Here is an 18,120-nt window from a genome sequence, read left to right as displayed (position 1 = left end):
AAGCAACTAATGAGAAAAACGTTACTGGCCATCAGACATGTATATTTCGAAGATCTAGGTATTTTAGAACCAGAATTGATTAAATACGGATTTAATATCAATTATACCGAGGCCCCTTTAAATCAATTTCAAGATCTAGATCCTAAAAACTATGATCTTATTGTAATCTTGGGTGCCCCTATTGGCGCATTTGATGAAACACAATATCCGTTTTTGAAAAATGAATTAAATTTCATTCAACGCTGCTTGAATTTAAACAAACCTATTTTAGGAATATGTTTAGGAGCTCAATTAATTGCAAGAATTTTGGGTGCAACTGTCTATCCTATGGGATATAAGGAAATTGGCTTTTCACCCTTAATTCTTAATAAAAATATTGAAAATAATCCGCTTAGATATCTAGGCGATATCCCTGTTTTGCATTGGCATGGGGATCAATTCGACATACCACAATCTTGTACTCCTTTGGCTTCCAGCGCAATGTGTAAAAATCAAGCTTTTATATACGATGATCATATTTTAGCCTTACAATTTCATATGGAAGCAGATCCTAGTAGAATTGAACAATGGCTGGTAGGGCATAGCCATGAATTAAACAGTGCTAAGATCGATCTCCACCAACTTAGGTCTGATGCACGAATTTATAACCAGACTTTAACGCAAGCAGGAAAAAATACCTTTCAACACTGGCTTGCAAAAATCACCCAATAAAACAAAAGAGCAATTACAAACCAAGTTTCAAGACTATTCCAACTTTAAAATATTTTGGTCTTATAAAAATATATTTTGCAAACTTTTTTAAATATAATTTGTGATTTGAAAATTGCGTATTTTTTTTCCTGTCATTGGTAACAGACACTTTCATCAACAAGACTGCATCAAAATATAAATTCAATCATAAATTGATTATTTCTTCAAATACATAAAAAGTCCTAAGCTTCTTGATATAGAGTTGTTGTTACAACCTTTAAACAAAGCAAAAATAAAAAAAGGCATTACGTATTAACGTAACGCCTCTTCACTAACGATATATAAAAGAATTAGTTTTTGCTTTTATCAACCAAGCGATTTTTTGCAATCCAAGGCATCATGTCACGTAACTTAGAACCAACTTCTTCAATTTGATGTTCGTTTAATAAATTACGTCTTGCTTTTAAATTCACCTGGCCGACTTTGTTATCAGTCATAAATTTATTTACAAATGTGCCGTCTTGAATATCTTTTAAAATATCACGCATGGCCTGGCGAGATTCGCTGGTAATAACGCGGGGGCCAGAAACATATTCACCATATTCAGCTGTATTTGAAATAGAATAGTTCATGTTTGCAAATCCACCTTCATAGATTAAATCTACGATCAATTTTACTTCATGCAAACATTCAAAATAAGCCATTTCAGGGGCATATCCTGCTTCGACCAATGTTTCAAAACCATTACGAATCAAATCAACCAAACCACCACATAAAACAGCTTGTTCACCAAAAAGATCTGTTTCACATTCTTCACGGAAAGTCGTTTCAATCACGCCTGCGCGTCCACCACCAATAGCAGAAGCATAAGAAAGTGCAATTTCCAAAGCATTACCAGATGGGTTTTGATGCACAGCAACCAAACAAGGAACCCCACCCCCACGTTGATATTCAGAACGCACAGTATGACCAGGCCCTTTAGGAGCAATCATAAAGACATCAAGATCTGGACGAGGTTCAATTAATTTAAAATGAATATTTAAACCATGTGCAAAAGCAATTGCAGCACCTTGTTTTAAATTATTTACCAATTCCTCTTTATATAAATCTGCTTGTGCTTCATCTGGGGTTAAAACCATGACAACATCGGCCCATGCTGCGGCCTCTGCAACGCTCATTACTTTTAAACCAGCAGCTTCTGCCTTTTTGGCGCTGCTTGAACCAGCACGTAACCCAATAGCAACTTCTTTAACGCCACTATCTTTCATGTTATTGGCGTGTGCATGTCCTTGACTACCGTATCCTAATACCGCAACCTTTTTATTTTTAATCAAATTAACATCAGCGTCGCGATCATAATAAACACGCATTCTTTTTTCCTCACTAATTTATTTATTAACTTAAATTGTATGACGGCCTCGTCCAATGGCTGCAATCCCTGTGCGGGATAACTCTACCAACCCTAATGAACGTAATAAATCAACAAAAGCATTAATCTTTTCTGTTTTTCCCGTCAATTCAAATACCAAAGAATCAATACTAGCATCCACAACCTGTGCGCGAAACGCATCGGCCAAGGTTAACGCCTCTGCTCGTTCTGAACCTTTAGAAACGACTTTAATTAATGCAAGTTCTCTGGCAACATATGGCCCTTGCCTGCATAAATTTACAACCCGATATACAGGAACTTGACGATCCAATTGTTCCTTAATCTGATTAATAACCATCGGTGTTCCAGAAGTTAAAATATTAATTCTGGATTTCCGTCCGCCATCATCCACAGGGGCGACGGTTAAACTTTCAATATTGTAACCACGTCCTGCAAATAAACCGATTACCCTAGATAACACACCACTTTCATTTTCAACAATTAATGAAAAAATAGCTGTCACAAATTCATCTTTCTCTTGCTGTGCACTACGTTGTAATGTTTTTTTATCAATATAGTCCATAATTTTGTTCCTGATTTATAATGCACATGGTTACGCCTTTGAATCTGCCCCCAGTAGAATCTGATTATGGGGGGCACCCGCTGGAATCATAGGAAAACAATTTTCCTCTTTTTCCACTTGAATTTCTACCAAAACAGGCCCAGGTTCATCCAACATTTCTGTAATAACCGCATCAAGATCATCGATTGTTTGCGCTCTTAACCCTTTAATTCCGAAACTTTCTGCAAGCTTTACGAAATCAGGTAAACTGTCACTATAGCTTTCAGAATAACGTCCGCCGTGAATCAATTCCTGCCACTGACGAACCATTCCCATATAGCGATTATTCAAGATGAATATTTTAACTGGAAGACGATACTGCTTGATTGTTGCTAATTCCTGAATGTTCATCATGGTAGAAGCTTCACCCGCGATATCGATCACCAATCCTTGTGGATGTGCAACCTGTGTTCCAACTGCAGCTGGCAATCCGTATCCCATAGTACCAAGCCCACCCGACGTCATAAAATGATTAGGGGATTCAAAAGGGAAATATTGAGCAGCCCACATTTGATGCTGTCCCACTTCAGTCGAGACATAAGCTTCTTTCCCTCGTTTGGAAACCAGTTCATGTAAACGACGAATAGCATGTTGTGGTTTTATTGTTGCCCCTGCTGCATTATTTTGAGTATACCGCAAACAATCTATTGAACGCCATTCATTAATCTGCTTCCACCAAGTATCTAACGCATGCTGGTCGACAGGTTCTGGATTTTTATTCCATTCCTCTATCATCAATTCAATCGTACGAGATACATCACCAACAATCGGTATATCCACTAAAACAATTTTGTTAATCTGAGAAGGATCAATATCGGCATGAATTTTTAAAGAGTTAGGTGAAAAATCCTTAACACTGCCTGTAACGCGATCATCAAATCGTGCACCTAATGCCACCAACACATCACATCCATGCGTTGCCAAATTCGCTTCGTAAGTTCCGTGCATGCCCAGCATACCTAAAAATTGTTTATCTGAAGCGGGATATGCACCCAGTCCCATTAATGTAGAAGTACAGGGGAACCCCGACATCTGAACCAAAGCTCTTAGATTTTTTGAAGCTTTCGGACCAGAGTTAATAATTCCACCCCCTGTATAAAATAAAGGACGCTTAGCCTTTTTCATTGCCCTTACAGCGTCAACAATGGCTTGATGATTTGGCTCGACAACTGGTTTATAAGAAGGATGTTCTTTAATTACTTGTTTTTGATAAGGGGCAGTATTTATCATCAAATCCTTGGGAATATCAATTAATACAGGACCTGGTCGACCAGAACGAGCAATATAAAATGCCTCTCTAATTTTACCAGCTAACTTGTCTTTATCTTTAATCAAATAATTAAACTTAGTTGCTGCACGAGTAATACCCACTGTATCAGCTTCTTGAAACGCATCGTTACCAATCAGATTGCTAAATACCTGACCAGAAATACAAACTAATGGAATAGAATCCATTAATGCATCAACCAGGCCTGTCACTGTATTGGTGGCCCCTGGCCCACTGGTGACTAATGCGACCCCGACTTTGCCTGTTGAACGGGCATAAGCTTCTGCAGCATGAACTGCAGCCTGTTCGTGACGTGTTAAAATGTGACGAATGCGATCTTGTTGGAATAATGCATCGTAGATCGGTAAAACAGCCCCACCGGGGTACCCAAAAATGACATCAACCCCCATATCCACGAGCACTTGCAACAGAACCTCAGCACCAGTCATTGTTTGAACTGATTCCCCTATTTGAGAGTGGTCTGCTTTGTTTAGCTCAATATTTGTCATTTTAGTCAATCCTTGGCTTCTTGGACTATTTTATTATTAATTACAGAAATATTTTCTATTCTGAAACCTACTTGTACCCTAGTCAATAAATTATCAAAGGTCAACAAAATTTTTAATAAATAGCATGGATTTTTCTATAAAACTTTCTGAATATTTCAAATTATGATTAATTCTTGAATTAAAAATACAAACTTGGGTTGACGGCGCCATAACCCGATTTGAAAACCATGTTTCTTGCCGTTTAATGTAACGTTGTGTGTTCGCCACGGCTTTCTCAACGGCATCTTGCAAAGAAATATCTCCTGCCAAATAAGACGCAAATTCTGGCACACCATGTGCCCTACGTAATGGGGCTTGTAGTGGTGGATTACATTTTAAAAATTGTGCCACTTCTTCAACAGCACCCATCTCAATCATTTCTCCGAACCGTTCCGCCACTGCTTCACGTAATAATTTACGATCGGGGGCCAATCGAATAACTATGAAATTACAATTTGCACCCGGTAAATGTGCCTCTTGCTGCCAGTATCTCAACCCATGTCCTGTAGAACGCCACACTTCCCATGCTCTAGCCACACGTTGAGAATCTGCAGGATTCAATGTAGATGCGGTTTGTGGGTCTACTTTTAATAATTCTGTATGAAGAAACACAGATCCCTTCGTCGCAATTAATGCGCGTGCCTCCTCCCGAGCTTGTGAACTGGGTTCTGGGATAAGGGCGATGCCATGAATTAAGGAATGAAAATACATCCCTGTACCACCACATAAAATAGGGAATTGACCGCGTTTCCACGCTTGTTGCAACTGCAACAATGCCTGATCACGCCACCATCTGGCATTTCCTGTTTGATCCCAAGGCAATACCCCGTATAAACGATGGGGGGCTTCCGCTTCATCCTGAATAGTAGGTCTGGCAGTAATAATCCGTAAATCCTGATAACACTGCATTGCATCAGCATTAATTACCACTCCGTTGATAATTTTTGCCAACTGTAAAGATAAATACGATTTTCCTGAACATGTCGGTCCAGCAACAATTAATGCCCAAGGAACATCATTCTTGATAGTACTTGCTTTGAACAAAGCATTACTCATTTATTTTATGCCATCCGCTTTTAGATTAGTGAAAATTATAAACAATTCTGACTGTACTTTTATTTTATCCAATATAATAGTGACCTAAGGATAAAGAGTAGTTCATACAAGCCAATTTATCTGTTATTCTATGTTTTCTGACTTTAAATATTTATATAATTTCGAAATATACTTCTATGTCCTATGTTTTTACCTTTGTTACCCGTCCTTCTGTTTTAGATCAATCTTTACTAACAAAAATCACTTCTTTATGTGTTGATAGCCAAGAATGTTGGCTATCCCCTTCAGAAGCAATTGATATTAGCCTGCCTACATCTATGCATAATAAAGAGGAAGTTTTGTCTCTATATTCTTCTGTGAAGCAGGCATTGTCCTCTTACCCTATTGATATATTCCTAACTTCTATATTTCATCGTCGTAAAAAACTGCTTATCGCAGATATGGACAGTACCATTGTAAACAGTGAAACCTTAGATGATTTGGCTAGCGAAGTCGGTATTGGTGAAAAAATTGCCGCTATTACGAAACGAGCAATGAACGGAGAATTGGTTTTTGCCGATGCCTTAAAAGAACGCATCGCATTGTTAAAAGGTGTATCGGCAGATTTGCTTGAAGCAACATGGAAAAAAACACATCTTAATGAAGGAGCAAAAACACTAATAGCTACGATGAAGAAACACCATGCCCATACTGCACTGGTTTCTGGAGGTTTCACATTTTTCACACAACGAGTTGCTGATCAATGCGGATTTGATGAAAATTATGCAAACCAACTTAGTATTAAAAACAATCAGTTGGACGGAACGGTCATTCCCCCTATTTTAGGCAAAGAGGCGAAATTATTTCACCTAAATCGATTAACTCAATCATTAAATATTGATATTGCAGAAACAGTAACCATTGGCGATGGGGCAAATGACCTGCCAATGTTAACCCATGCAGGGTTGGGTATAGGTTATTACCCTAAACCAGTCGTTAAGAAAGAAGTTATTAATATTATTGAACATACTTCTTTACGATCAGCTCTTTTCGCACAAGGTTATCATCATACAGATTTTTGTTAAGTAATATTTTAAAGCCATAAGTACGTACATGTAATCAATATGGCTTTTTATATAAAATATAATTCAACGAAACAATAAATTTAACATCTTATATTTGTATTCATTTAGACTTTAACATAATATGCCCCAATTATTACCATAATAAAAGGATACTTTATATGTGGTATTATCCTAAAGTCAGTGAAGTATATTCTCATGAAATGGAATAGAACAGAGCATTCCTCTTATCTAACAAAAGATTTCATATTTAATCAACTCATTCCTTACATTGGTAATAAACGTAAGTTATTGGATCTGATCAAGTACACTCTTTTAGAAACGCAAAAAGAACCAATTTCTACACCAGGAATATTTATTGACTGTTTCGCAGGTACAGGTGTTGTTAGCCGATTGGCAAAAACCATGGGTTATCAAATTTTTTGCAATGACTGGGAACCTTATAGTGAATTACTAAACATAGCTTCTATCCAGGCTTTGGAAGAACCAGTTTATTTCAACCAGCAAACTTATGCTGAGGTTTTGCACCACCTTAATCATTTATCCCCAAAACAAGATTGGGTCACAACGCATTTATGTCCTCAAAGTGATGAACATTACGATATTCTTACCGAACGCATGTTTTATATGAATAAAAATGGACAACGTATTGATGCCATTCGTGAGCAAATTGCACAATGGGATCAAAATGGACTTTTATCTCCAATCGAACGGGCTTGCCTGTTGGCACCTCTCCTTTATTGTGCGTGCTATCATGCCAATACAAGTGGCGTATTTAAAGGGTTCCATAAAGGATGGGGCGGGCAAACAAAAACTGCTTTGTATCGTATTGCTGCCGATTTAGAATTACATCCCATTCAATTCTTTAATAATCACCAACAAAATCATGTCTTTCGCATGGACGCACAATCTCTGGCAGAACAACTACATTACATGGCTATTCCACAATATAGTATCGCTTATTTAGATCCCCCATATAACCAACATCCGTACGGGGCCAATTACCACGTCCTGAACAGTATTACTTTGTGGGACAAACCTACTGTTTCGCCGCACATTATTCCTAATGAAAAATCCGCTATTCGCAAAGATTGGCGCAAAGATCGTAAAAGCGCATATACCATTCGCAATAAAGCCATTGATGCCTATAGGAAGTTAATTGAGACATTGCCAACACAATGGATTGCTACCAGTTATAGTACGGATGGATTTATTCCTTTATCAGAAATGATTGAGTGCAACTGTAACGTAGGGCAAGTCTCTATTTTCGCAAAATCTTATAAACGCTATCGTGTCAGCTCCCAACGATATTCGCACAAGGCACGAAACATTGAATTTGTTTTATTAACAAAAGTAGGGGCTAAAACAAATCAATTCCCTACAGAACTTGTCGAACAAATTTTTTCCTTGGAGAATGCTTCTCTTTCCCAAAAACTTGAAGAAAGAGAAAGCTGCATTCATGTTTTTAAATAACTTTAACCTCTATTGAGATAAGCTTAGAAATTTTTCTACAGATTGACGATTTGCTAATAACGCTGATTTCTCATCATTCGTCAATTGCTGCATAACTTCGTGCTGGCTGTTGGCCTCATTTAATTTAACCATACCAACCAAATAATGTGGATTAATAGGATCGCCCTTTTTACGTTCAGATGGCAACAACGATAAATGTAAAGCAACCAATTGTTTGTTTCCAGCTAACGTGGAAAATCCATCTTTAACCTCTAAGTCCATAGCCCTTCTCTTCTCGATCCGATCTCGACGCAAGATATCAGGTCTGGACATTTCTTCAGGGATAATTAATAAACCAATTTTCATGCAAAAAGATCCAAAACGCTGACTGGAAGTAATCCACACCAATGGAATAGCAAGCAGTAATCCCAGCAATACGGGGGTCATCCAAAAAAACAAAGAGGCAGAGACCTCCCAAGCACCAATTCCCAAAATAATTCCAAAAGCCATATGTCGCCAATAATCTCTTATTACGTCTTTTAATGGAATATGCCCAACATCACGTCTTTGTGCATTCCATCCAGAATCATATCCCAGCAAGATTGAAATAACAGCGGTCGTTTGAATTAACATTGCGATAGGAGCAATCAACCCACCGATTATAGTTTCAAGAAAGATAGAAGATAATGCTTTAACTGCACCACCGCATCCGCGACGCAGTTCTGAATTAAATAATAATGCAATCCATGCCATGAATTTAGGTGCTAACAAAACCAACATGGTCAAAATGAAAACATATTTCGCCAAGACAGGATCAACTTGGGGCCAATTGGGAAATAATACTCGATCATTCCCTGTAAAATATTCTGGTTTGATAAATAAAGCCTGTAATGAAACCAGAATTCCGACCAACAAGAATAATAACCAAAGTGGAGACATAACATACGCCCCGATCCCTACCATCATGTGAATACGACTGATCCAGCTTAGTTTTTTGGTTGGAATAACCATCGCATGTTGTAAATTCCCTTGGCACCAACGCCGATCACGTACTGCAATATCTGTCAAGGAAGGAGGGCTTTCTTCATAAGATCCATGTAATGCTGGCACCATATGGATGGCCCAACGCCCCCTACGCATTAAGGCAGCCTCAACAAAATCATGACTCATAATCATTCCGCCAAAGGGTTTCCTTCGAGCAGGTAAATGAGGCATTCCTGCTTGCTCTGCAAATGCTTTTATCCGAATAACCGCATTATGCCCCCAATAATTACTTTCAGAACCGTGCCACCACGCCAAACCATAAGCAATTGTTGGGCCATAAACACGGCCTGCAAATTGCTGCAATCTGGCAAACAAAGTTGTCCCATTCACAATAACGGGCAAAGTTTGAATTAACCCAACCCCCTCATGGGCCTCCATAGCAGCACAAATACGAACGATCGTGTCCCCTTCCATCAAACTGTCTGCGTCTAGGGTTAACATGTGATCATAGGCACCACCAAAACGGCGTATCCATTCGGCAAGATTTCCTGCTTTACGATCAGTATTTTTAAATCTGCGACGATAAAAAATACAATGATGGCCACCTGTTTGTTCTCTTAATCGCAAAAAGGCGGCTTCTTCTTCGACCCAAACATCTGGATTGGTCGTATCTGAAAGAATAAAAAAATCGAAATTTCCACCACGGCCCGTCGCTTGAATACTATCATATATAGCTTTCAATCCAGCCAATACACGATGTGGATCTTCGTTATAAGTGGGCATTAAAACTGCTGTTTTTTTATGCAGTAAAGGCAAAGGTGCTTTGGGATCTATCCCCAAAGATAGTCCACCTTTTTGTTTTAGTTGTTCTACAAATCCCCCCAGAGAAGAGGCGAAAGAAAAAGCAATCCATAAAAACAAAATGGTAAAAATTACCAGAACTATGGCCCCAAGTAATGTCATTCCATTACTGTTAAACACTAAATTCATCTCATAAGATGCATATCCAGTTAATAATAACGAAACGGCAAAAACAAATAAACGCCTCAAAAAAATATTACTATTTTGTGTAGCCAACTTGTTTGAACGGCCATATATATTGGGATTGGCACGTAAATCTTGCACAGGCATTTCTATAGGAGATTCAGGAGGTAGTGCATCGAACTCTTTTTCAGATTGATAAGATCCTAATAAAGTATCTGCCTTTGCCTCTTGTTTCTGGCTATGACTAGAAACATGATGAAGTTCAGTCATAAGAACTTACTCTCTCCTAAAATAAAAATATTGCGAAATGAAGTATTATAAATAAAAACTTGAAAATATAAAGTCTAATAATTTTTTGAATTTTTTGTGAAATTATTGTGCCTAATCTATTAAAATTAAGAACATTCTGTTACGTTAACGTTGATGAAGTCTCGTTTCTGCAGCTCTTCTTGAAACACTCATCTACGACGCAATTATAACGAGGATTTTGATGACTGATAAAAAGAATGTTTTTAAATTCCCGCCTATAGCGACGGGAATGATTGATACTTTTCGCCAAGGTTATAAATTTTCCGATTTAAAAAACGATGCTTTGGCTGGTCTAACAATTGGTACTGTTGCAGTACCCCTGTCCATGGCACTGGCAATCGCAACTGGCGTTCCACCTGAACATGGATTATACACAGCAATTATTGCAGGGGCTATTATCGCACTGACAGGCGGATCACGATATAATATATCAGGCCCCACCGCAGCATTTGTGGTAATTTTATTCCCAATTGTGAAAGATTACGGTATTGGTGGTCTTTTACTAGCAACAATGATGGCTGGGGTTATCTTACTATTATTAGGTGTGGCGAAAATGGGTCAATTAATTCGATTTGTCCCATATCCCGTAGTGCTAGGATTCACCGCAGGTATTGCCTTAATTATCGCTATTTTACAAATCCCTGATTTTCTTGGATTACGAACTGGAAAATTAGGAGACGACTTTATAGAAAATATTGGTATCATCGCCTCCTCTTTTGGAACAATTAATCCCTATGAACTAGGAGTTGGACTGTTTACATTAATCGTTTTGATCCTATGGCCTAAATTTAAAATTCCCTTGCCTGCCCCTTTGGTTGGATTAATCGTTGGTGCTGTGGCTGCATATTTTATCAATAAAGGTATTGGTGGGGCCGATATCCAAACCATTGCATCTCGTTTTACTTGGAAAGCTGATGGAATTGAAGGAACGGGTATTCCTCCCATTCCACCAACTTTGATCATGCCTTGGGCGCTACCAGGACCTGATGGACAACCTCTCGAAATTACGTTTAAATTAATTCATACCTTAATTGGCCCTGCTTTTGCTATCGCAACTTTAGGAGCAATTGAATCGCTCTTATGTGCAGTTATTGCTGACGAATTAACCCATACAAAACATAATCCAAATGCAGAACTGATCGGGCAAGGACTAGGAAATATCATCGCCCCTCTTTTTGGTGGGATTACCGCTACAGCAGCGATTGCAAGAACAGCAACCAGCGTAAGAAGCGGTGCTAAATCCCCTATTGCTGGTATCATACATTCTATCTTTGTTCTTTTAGCTGTTGTCTTATTTGCAGGCTTATTGGGGTATGTTCCCATGGCATCCTTGGGGGCACTCTTATTCATCGTTGCATGGAACATGAGTGAAGCCCACCATTGCCTTAAAATTATCAAAACGTCACCTCGTGGGGACGTTATGATTTTATTGGCCTGTTTTGGGTTGACAATAATATTTGATATGGTTGTAGCCGTCGCTGTTGGTGTTGCCTTATCTGCCACATTATTTATCAGCCACATGACGCAGGCATTTCAAGCACGTAAAGTTGAACGCCATCCTGAAATGGATGATGTATATGATCACGTAAATATTTTTGATATTAATGGTCCGTTGTTCTTTGGGGTATCGGAAAAGATTTTGACATCTTTACGATCAGATGAAACACATCTTAAAAAAATATTTATCATCGATATGCATGATGTGATCAGTATTGATGCGACAACAATTTCTGGATTACAATCTATCTATGCACAATTACGCGCAAATGATCAATCTTTGATTATCGTGGGTGCCTCAACTAAAATTATTATGGCCTTAAGACGAGCAGGTTTGTATAGCGTAAGAGGACAATTAGCTTATTGCTCGAATTTTCAATTTACAAATAACGTCGTTAAACGTTGGTTAGAAATACCTTCATAACCTTTTACCACAATATATCAAAGGACCTGAATCTATAATATTCAGGTCTTTTTGGATCAGTTTTAAGCTGTCCAGCGATAAACCCATTGTTCTGAAATTGGCTTATCCCCATCCATTAACACACATTTAAGCTCTGCAACCTTGGCACCTTCTGGAGCAAACTCAAAAGTCGCACGCCATCCATGGGTAACAGAGTTACTTTCAGTAACGATATTACTAATTTTGCCCGTTGAACTTGATACTTTTAACGTAAGTTGCTTATTTGCAGGAAAATTATTTAACGGTCCATCAAAAAAATCAACACAGAAAAATCTTACGTCAGGTTTATCAACGACACTTCCCACCCTAGTCGCAGCAACTCTGGCAAGAGAAGTAGGCCAAGGATTATCCCATCCCCAATATAAACGATAAGTAAAAGGATATTCGACTTTTTCTTTTAACGGTTGTTTAGGACGCCAAAAGACAACAATGTTATCATTCACCTCGCTAGGGGTTGGGATCTCAACTAAATTCACACTTCCAGCAGGCCATTCCCCCACGGGTTCAACCCACAAAGATGGTCGCAATTCATAATGCAAGGCTAAGTCCTCATATTGTGCAAAATCATGCTTACGCTGCATCAAGCCAAACCCTTTGGGTGCCACATCTGTAAATACAGAATATTGCAAATCAACGGGATTATTTAAGGGGCGCCAAATTTCCTCTCCAGTGCCTGTCCACATTAACAATCCTTCACTGTCATGTGCTGCTGGACGCCAATCATCAACATGACTACGATTATTAGCGTCAAAGTAGAACATACCAGTCAACGGTGCAATACCACCATTAGCTATCAGTTTACGCGGATAGAAATAGCTTTCAACATCAAATATTGTTGTCGCCCCTGGACGAATAGTAAATCGAAAAGCACCTGTTAACGAAGGACTATCAAGTAATGCATAAATCACCAAAGATTCTATACCAGCTTTAGGTTTTACCAACCAGAATGCTCTAAAAAGTGGAAATTCCTCACCTTGGGGATCTGCCGTTCCTTTTGCAAATCCTCTTGCTGATAATCCGTATTGCTGCCCTTTGGCAATAGCACGAAAATATGAGGCTCCTAAAAAGACAGCAAACTCTTCCATAACTTCATTTTGGTTCAGTTTGGTCATTAATTTGATACCAGAAAACCCAAGATTTTCTTCAACACGTAATTTAGGATTACTATAGTTAAATAAGTCAGGACTATATGTTACTGGTTTAGAAACGCCGTCAATTACCTCATAAATATCTAAACGAGGTCTATATAAAAACCCACGCGGAAAAAATTGAACTGCAAAGTTTAAATTATCGCCGTTCCATAATGCTTGCTCTGGCTTGTAAACAATGCTTCTAAACCCATCAAAGTCAAGTTTATCAACAGCTTCAGGCAATTTATCTGTCGGAGCTTTATAAGGATGCCCAGCTAATGAACGTGCCATTTCCCGAACCGTTGCCTGATCAAAGGGTTTTCCTTGATTATCATTGCTTGGCTGATTATCAGCAGCAACGGCTTGAGGCAATAAACTAGTTTTGGTTATTCCTCCACCGACAACACTGGCAAGGGAAACCCCTGCTGCTGAACGTAAAAGATCTCGACGAAATACCACGGTTAAACCCTTAATTAATTATAATGAACGATTGAATATTGGTGAGTATAAACAGTTATAAGCATTTTTGATTACTGATTTTGACAGATTATGAAATATACAAAATCCGAATATTTTTCATTATTTCGAGGTACAAAATAATTTATTCTTTCTTAACCAATACAAAATAACACCTTCCTAGCATAAACAAAATATGCAGAAAAGTAAATTTCACAACTCGATTTTATTTAATTAAAGTACGTTTATTCCAATATTTTATTAAAAAAATTCGCATTGATGTAACTGTAAGTGTTGTAACAGAACAATTGTTTTTAGATCTATAATTTCACCATCTTTAATTTTATTTAATGCTTCAGATAATGATATTTCCAAAACTGTAATATCCTCGCCTTCTGAGCGCAAACCACCTCCGTCGTGTATCTGACTATCGACACTAGCGATAAAATAATATAATTTCTCTGTCATCAGCCCTGGTGAACTATATAAAGCATAAATGAATGACAAATCTTTAATATGCCAGCCTGTCTCTTCACTAACTTCTCTTTTTGCAGCTAAAAATGCAGCCTGTATCGCATCACCTTTTGCAATATTAAAATCTTCAGAGTCTATATTCCCTGCACAAGCCTCAATTACCGGACGATCGTCCCCTTTTACAACAATGGGGGCGCGCCACTGAGAGGTTAAAATAAGCTTATGATTATCACAGCGATATAATAATACAACAACACTGTCTGGAACTTTTAGAATTTCCCTTTGAATAGCTACTTTTTGACCATCAGCATACAACTGAATCATATCGGCCATTTCGAGCAGGGTGTGACCCTGCCATAATTGCCGAAGATGCCTTAACGTCATTTTTGATTTAAACATAAATCATCTACTACTTTTTAATCCACCATTTAACAGGTTCAGGCTCTTCATTGTTATTGATCTCGACAGTATCTTCATAAAAACCGTCCTGAATGCAGGAGTCTATCTCAGAACTAACAGCGTTTTTTTCCTGCAAATCATCAATCTTTTCAGATAGAACATGATTAGTTACTTCTAAACGTTCTATATGATGTTGCATACTCAACAACAGTTTTTCAAGTTTTTGCTGCTGTGACACCAATTTATCTAAATGATAAATAACATCATCCTGAGTTTGAATATTTTGATGATCTGAAAACTCTTTTTGCTTTTGTGTTTTAATCGCTTCATTGGAATCTGTAAAATACCGCGATCGTCTTTGAGGGCTTACAAAAGAATGTTTTTCAACAATTACTTCACCATCTTGTACAAAACGCCGACGCTGTGCATTATCCCTATTAAATGCTTTAATAGACGTTTTATTTGTAGTTTTATTTGTAGTTTTTTTTAAAGCATTCCCGCCAATATTCTCTAATGCACGTTTTACTGCATCAACATCAGAGGATTCCACACAATCTTGTCGTTTATCATTTGTAAAAGAAGACATTCTCTCTTGATGAGAAGACACCACACAACACCTTTTATTTTAATTTGTTTAGTTTTTAATTTGGATCGTTCAATGCAATTTATTTTTACTATATATGTATACGTACATTCCGCTTATGCTTAATTTACATTACACTTATAAAGTCGTAACTATTTTGAATTGTTGGATTATTTTATTAATATTATATGTTCAATCACAATATCAATATTGTAAAAATAAGTAAATAATATATTTCCAATCATATATTATAAATTTTAAAAAAAGTAAAGAAATTAATCACGAATTGCAAAAGCAATATATCATCATGATTAGCAATATTTCTATTTAGTATATAGAGGTTTATTTTTTATTAAACAAAACTATAAAAAATATCTAAGCGTTGTATTTTATTTAATCGTATTAATAATCATTCTTATCTTGACCAACATGGAATTTATAATTAACAATTTTATGAAACATTAATTATTTTTTTGGTCTATATCAAATGATCCGTCCCTCTTTTTCGATACGCTTATGGCTTGCCGTAGGCGCTTTTTATGGAATGCTTGCTGTTATTTTGTCTGCACTAACGTCACACTTGCCTGCGGCCTACTTTGTTAATGATGGTAGAGAAATGACTCGCGTTGCAGATACAATTTTGGCCATCCAAAGCCTAGCATTAATGATTGTTTCCATTTTACAAAAATTTTATCAATGTTCCATACATTTAAATATAGTCGCAATAGCTTTCATGATCGGAACACTATTTTTTTGTGTTGGTGTATTCTATATTGCATGCACGGGAAACCATCCCCCTTTACCAATTGCCCCCATCGGTGGCAGTATCCTTATTGGAGGCTGGTTCTATCTAACAATAACAGCATTTTTATTAAAAACAAACGTAACGATGTAAATTACTCTTTTTTGGGTACAGTTTTTTTAGCGAGTATAATTAATTGATCTGCAGCCAGTTGGTATGTCGTATCATCAGCACGCAGATATAATGCTTTGTTTAAATATGATTTGGCATCTCCATATTCTTTTAATAGCAAAGCGCTTTGTCCAGCCCGAACATACAAGCGGGCTGCATCTAAAATATTTCTCATTTTTTCATTGGCTTGCGCTTGTAACACCAACACCCTGATCATAGCACGATATTCGATTTGTGAACGGCGAATAGCCTCTGCAGCCTTTGCCTCTGATATCGCCTGCATGTACTGCCCTTGTTGATAAGCTAATAAAGCATGCAATTCGCTTTGGTCAGCTTTCCAACTAGGCTCATCTTTCTTCTTTGTACTAGATAAAAGTTGGTCCAGTTTTTGAGAGAATTGGGCTAGTTTGTCACTTTGACCTTGGGCATTAGCGATCAAAGCTGCTAAGAAATAGGCACGCTCTTGGATATCTTCATGCTGACTATCTTGAGCATGCAAAACAACTTGCTCTGCACGTGGAAATTGCTTCATCCGATATAAAATAGCAGATTCAACCAGATCCAACTGGGGACTATCAGCCTCCCCTCTTACTGTCAACTCTTTACGCGTACGATGAACTGTATCTAGTGCGGATTGCAATTTATTTAATCCTAATTGTACAACTGCCAAATTATAGCCAGCATCATCAATATTTAAAGTATCATCGCGAATAATCGCATAATCAAAGGATTTTTTATAACTGTCTGCAGCCTGTTGTAAACGATCATAATAAACAGCTTCATCAGCAACATCCATCGTTCGATCAAAAGGGTCATCCCTTGCTGGTTCCTGAGAAGCACCCCCACCGCACGCAGCCACACCAAATAAAATAGGTAACAATAATAAACTATGCTTATATAACTTTTTCATGGTCTAACCTCACGTGCTGGCAAGCGCTTAGACTTTGCAGGGGCTTTACCACTCCCCCCCAATATCCACATTCCTTTTAATTGAACGATTAACTGTTGCAAGTCACGAACCGTTGACTGTAGCTGCGTCATCATTGCAGGTAATTGCTGAGTTGTTTCATTAACATTTTTGGCAATTGGTGCTAAATTTGGAGAGGCCTTGGTCAGATCTTTCGAAACTTTACCAAAATTAACCACCATCGTATCAGAGTGTTTAATGACCTTATTGATATTTTGCTCTATCGGTTTCAGTTGTTCAATAATATTGTTCAAGGTTTGAACCATATTTTCAGCACGACGGATTAATTCATCGTTATTAATTAAACGACCAATTGTACCTTTACCTTGTTGGATACTTTCAACGGCCATTTCCAAAGAGGCCATCATATTTTTAGCACTGTCCATCGTTGGAACGATCCGTTCATGAATTTGTAAAACCATTTGGGATATCTGATCTGCAGGATTTGGTTCTGTTTTTGCAACCAGAACCGCATAACGCCAATTCAACGGACTACTATACCCCCGAGTGATAGAAACATACGCAGCCCCAGCGACTGCAAATTGACGTTTAATTGTTACTTGACTGTCCCTACGTATAAAGGTCTTTAATTGTGGATCAATGGCAGCAACGGCAGATAATCCACCATCAGAATTAACATTAATTTTTTTGATGGTTCCTGCGCTGATCCCAAAAACTTCGACATTATCCCCCACAGAAAGATTATCAACCCCCGTTTGTGGTAGTACAATGTTCAACTCTGCCGCAGGGGTCATCCAGTCACGCAAAATGCCAGCTTCGATAACCGCACCAACAAATGCCAACAAGCATAATAAAACTAGCCCGCCTGTCCACTCATTGGCATATCGCAGTTGAAATAACTGACGGGTTTTTGCATAGCGTTTATTATCGAACAT

Annotated in this window: 15 protein-coding genes; 5 read left to right on the top strand and 10 right to left on the bottom strand. The window is 37.9% G+C overall.

Annotated features, from left to right (window positions below; all coding sequences use genetic code 11):
• Positions 1–9 precede the first annotated feature (9 nt).
• Positions 10–711 carry a glutamine amidotransferase gene (locus QJV27_RS00910; RefSeq protein ID WP_281447112.1) on the top strand — a complete coding sequence of 234 codons (702 nt, stop codon included), beginning with the start codon at positions 10–12 and terminating at the stop codon, positions 709–711.
• Between the two features lie 329 nt (positions 712–1,040).
• On the opposite strand, the gene ilvC is transcribed toward QJV27_RS00910, so the two are convergent.
• From ilvC to miaA, 4 genes are all read right to left on the bottom strand, one after another.
• Entirely contained in the window at positions 1,041–2,060 is a 1,020-nt protein-coding gene (gene ilvC, locus QJV27_RS00905) for a ketol-acid reductoisomerase (RefSeq protein WP_281447111.1), read from the bottom strand.
• 30 nt (positions 2,061–2,090) lie between these two features.
• Complete coding sequence (ilvN, locus tag QJV27_RS00900) at positions 2,091–2,642, bottom strand: acetolactate synthase small subunit (protein ID WP_281447110.1); 552 nt, start codon at positions 2,640–2,642, stop codon at positions 2,091–2,093.
• Positions 2,643–2,672: 30 nt separating this feature from the next.
• The gene (ilvB, locus tag QJV27_RS00895; protein WP_281447109.1) at positions 2,673–4,457 is read right to left on the bottom strand and encodes a biosynthetic-type acetolactate synthase large subunit; all 1,785 of its coding nucleotides are present in this window, start codon (positions 4,455–4,457) and stop codon (positions 2,673–2,675) included.
• 93 nt (positions 4,458–4,550) lie between these two features.
• Positions 4,551–5,552 carry a tRNA (adenosine(37)-N6)-dimethylallyltransferase MiaA gene (gene miaA / locus QJV27_RS00890; protein WP_281447108.1) on the bottom strand — a complete coding sequence of 334 codons (1,002 nt, stop codon included), beginning with the start codon at positions 5,550–5,552 and terminating at the stop codon, positions 4,551–4,553.
• Positions 5,553–5,728: 176 nt separating this feature from the next.
• On the opposite strand from miaA, the gene serB reads away from it, so the two are divergent.
• Both serB and QJV27_RS00880 read left to right on the top strand, forming a co-directional pair.
• Complete coding sequence (serB, locus tag QJV27_RS00885; RefSeq protein ID WP_281447107.1) at positions 5,729–6,616, top strand: phosphoserine phosphatase SerB; 888 nt, start codon at positions 5,729–5,731, stop codon at positions 6,614–6,616.
• A 195-nt stretch (positions 6,617–6,811) separates the two neighbouring features.
• On the top strand, positions 6,812–8,086 hold the full coding sequence (locus tag QJV27_RS00880) for a DNA adenine methylase (RefSeq protein WP_281447106.1): 1,275 nt from the start codon (positions 6,812–6,814) through the stop codon (positions 8,084–8,086).
• Between the two features lie 9 nt (positions 8,087–8,095).
• Here the strand turns inward: QJV27_RS00880 and mdoH are convergent, their stop codons facing one another.
• Positions 8,096–10,303, bottom strand: coding sequence for a glucans biosynthesis glucosyltransferase MdoH (gene mdoH, locus QJV27_RS00875; RefSeq protein WP_281447105.1), 2,208 nt, complete (start codon positions 10,301–10,303; stop codon positions 8,096–8,098).
• Positions 10,304–10,523: 220 nt separating this feature from the next.
• On the opposite strand from mdoH, the gene dauA reads away from it, so the two are divergent.
• On the top strand, positions 10,524–12,263 hold the full coding sequence (gene dauA / locus QJV27_RS00870) for a C4-dicarboxylic acid transporter DauA (RefSeq protein ID WP_281447104.1): 1,740 nt from the start codon (positions 10,524–10,526) through the stop codon (positions 12,261–12,263).
• Positions 12,264–12,325: 62 nt separating this feature from the next.
• On the opposite strand, the gene QJV27_RS00865 is transcribed toward dauA, so the two are convergent.
• The 3 genes from QJV27_RS00865 to QJV27_RS00855 all read right to left on the bottom strand — a co-directional run bounded on the left by QJV27_RS00865 (position 12,326) and on the right by QJV27_RS00855 (position 15,368).
• Positions 12,326–13,891 carry a glucan biosynthesis protein gene (locus QJV27_RS00865; RefSeq protein WP_281447103.1) on the bottom strand — a complete coding sequence of 522 codons (1,566 nt, stop codon included), beginning with the start codon at positions 13,889–13,891 and terminating at the stop codon, positions 12,326–12,328.
• A 258-nt stretch (positions 13,892–14,149) separates the two neighbouring features.
• Positions 14,150–14,761: an NUDIX domain-containing protein gene (locus QJV27_RS00860; protein WP_281447102.1), complete on the bottom strand. Its 612-nt coding sequence runs from the start codon at positions 14,759–14,761 to the stop codon at positions 14,150–14,152.
• A 10-nt stretch (positions 14,762–14,771) separates the two neighbouring features.
• Positions 14,772–15,368, bottom strand: a complete 597-nt coding sequence (locus QJV27_RS00855) for a hypothetical protein (protein ID WP_281447101.1) — start codon at positions 15,366–15,368, stop codon at positions 14,772–14,774.
• Between the two features lie 463 nt (positions 15,369–15,831).
• Between QJV27_RS00855 and QJV27_RS00850 the strand changes: the two genes are divergently transcribed.
• Positions 15,832–16,239 carry a DUF423 domain-containing protein gene (locus QJV27_RS00850; RefSeq protein ID WP_281447100.1) on the top strand — a complete coding sequence of 136 codons (408 nt, stop codon included), beginning with the start codon at positions 15,832–15,834 and terminating at the stop codon, positions 16,237–16,239.
• A 1-nt stretch (position 16,240) separates the two neighbouring features.
• On the opposite strand, the gene QJV27_RS00845 is transcribed toward QJV27_RS00850, so the two are convergent.
• Together QJV27_RS00845 and QJV27_RS00840 are read right to left on the bottom strand one after the other, a co-directional pair.
• Positions 16,241–17,167, bottom strand: a complete 927-nt coding sequence (locus tag QJV27_RS00845; protein ID WP_281447099.1) for a hypothetical protein — start codon at positions 17,165–17,167, stop codon at positions 16,241–16,243.
• Entirely contained in the window at positions 17,164–18,120 is a 957-nt protein-coding gene (locus QJV27_RS00840; protein ID WP_281447098.1) for an MlaD family protein, read from the bottom strand. The genes QJV27_RS00845 and QJV27_RS00840 overlap by 4 nt, the downstream gene beginning before the upstream one ends.

Source organism: Commensalibacter oyaizuii, from assembly GCF_029953265.1.
GTDB classification, from domain to species: Bacteria; Pseudomonadota; Alphaproteobacteria; order Acetobacterales; family Acetobacteraceae; genus Commensalibacter; species Commensalibacter oyaizuii.
Note: the sequence above shows the minus strand (reverse complement) of the source record. Positions and strands in the feature narration are given on the sequence as shown.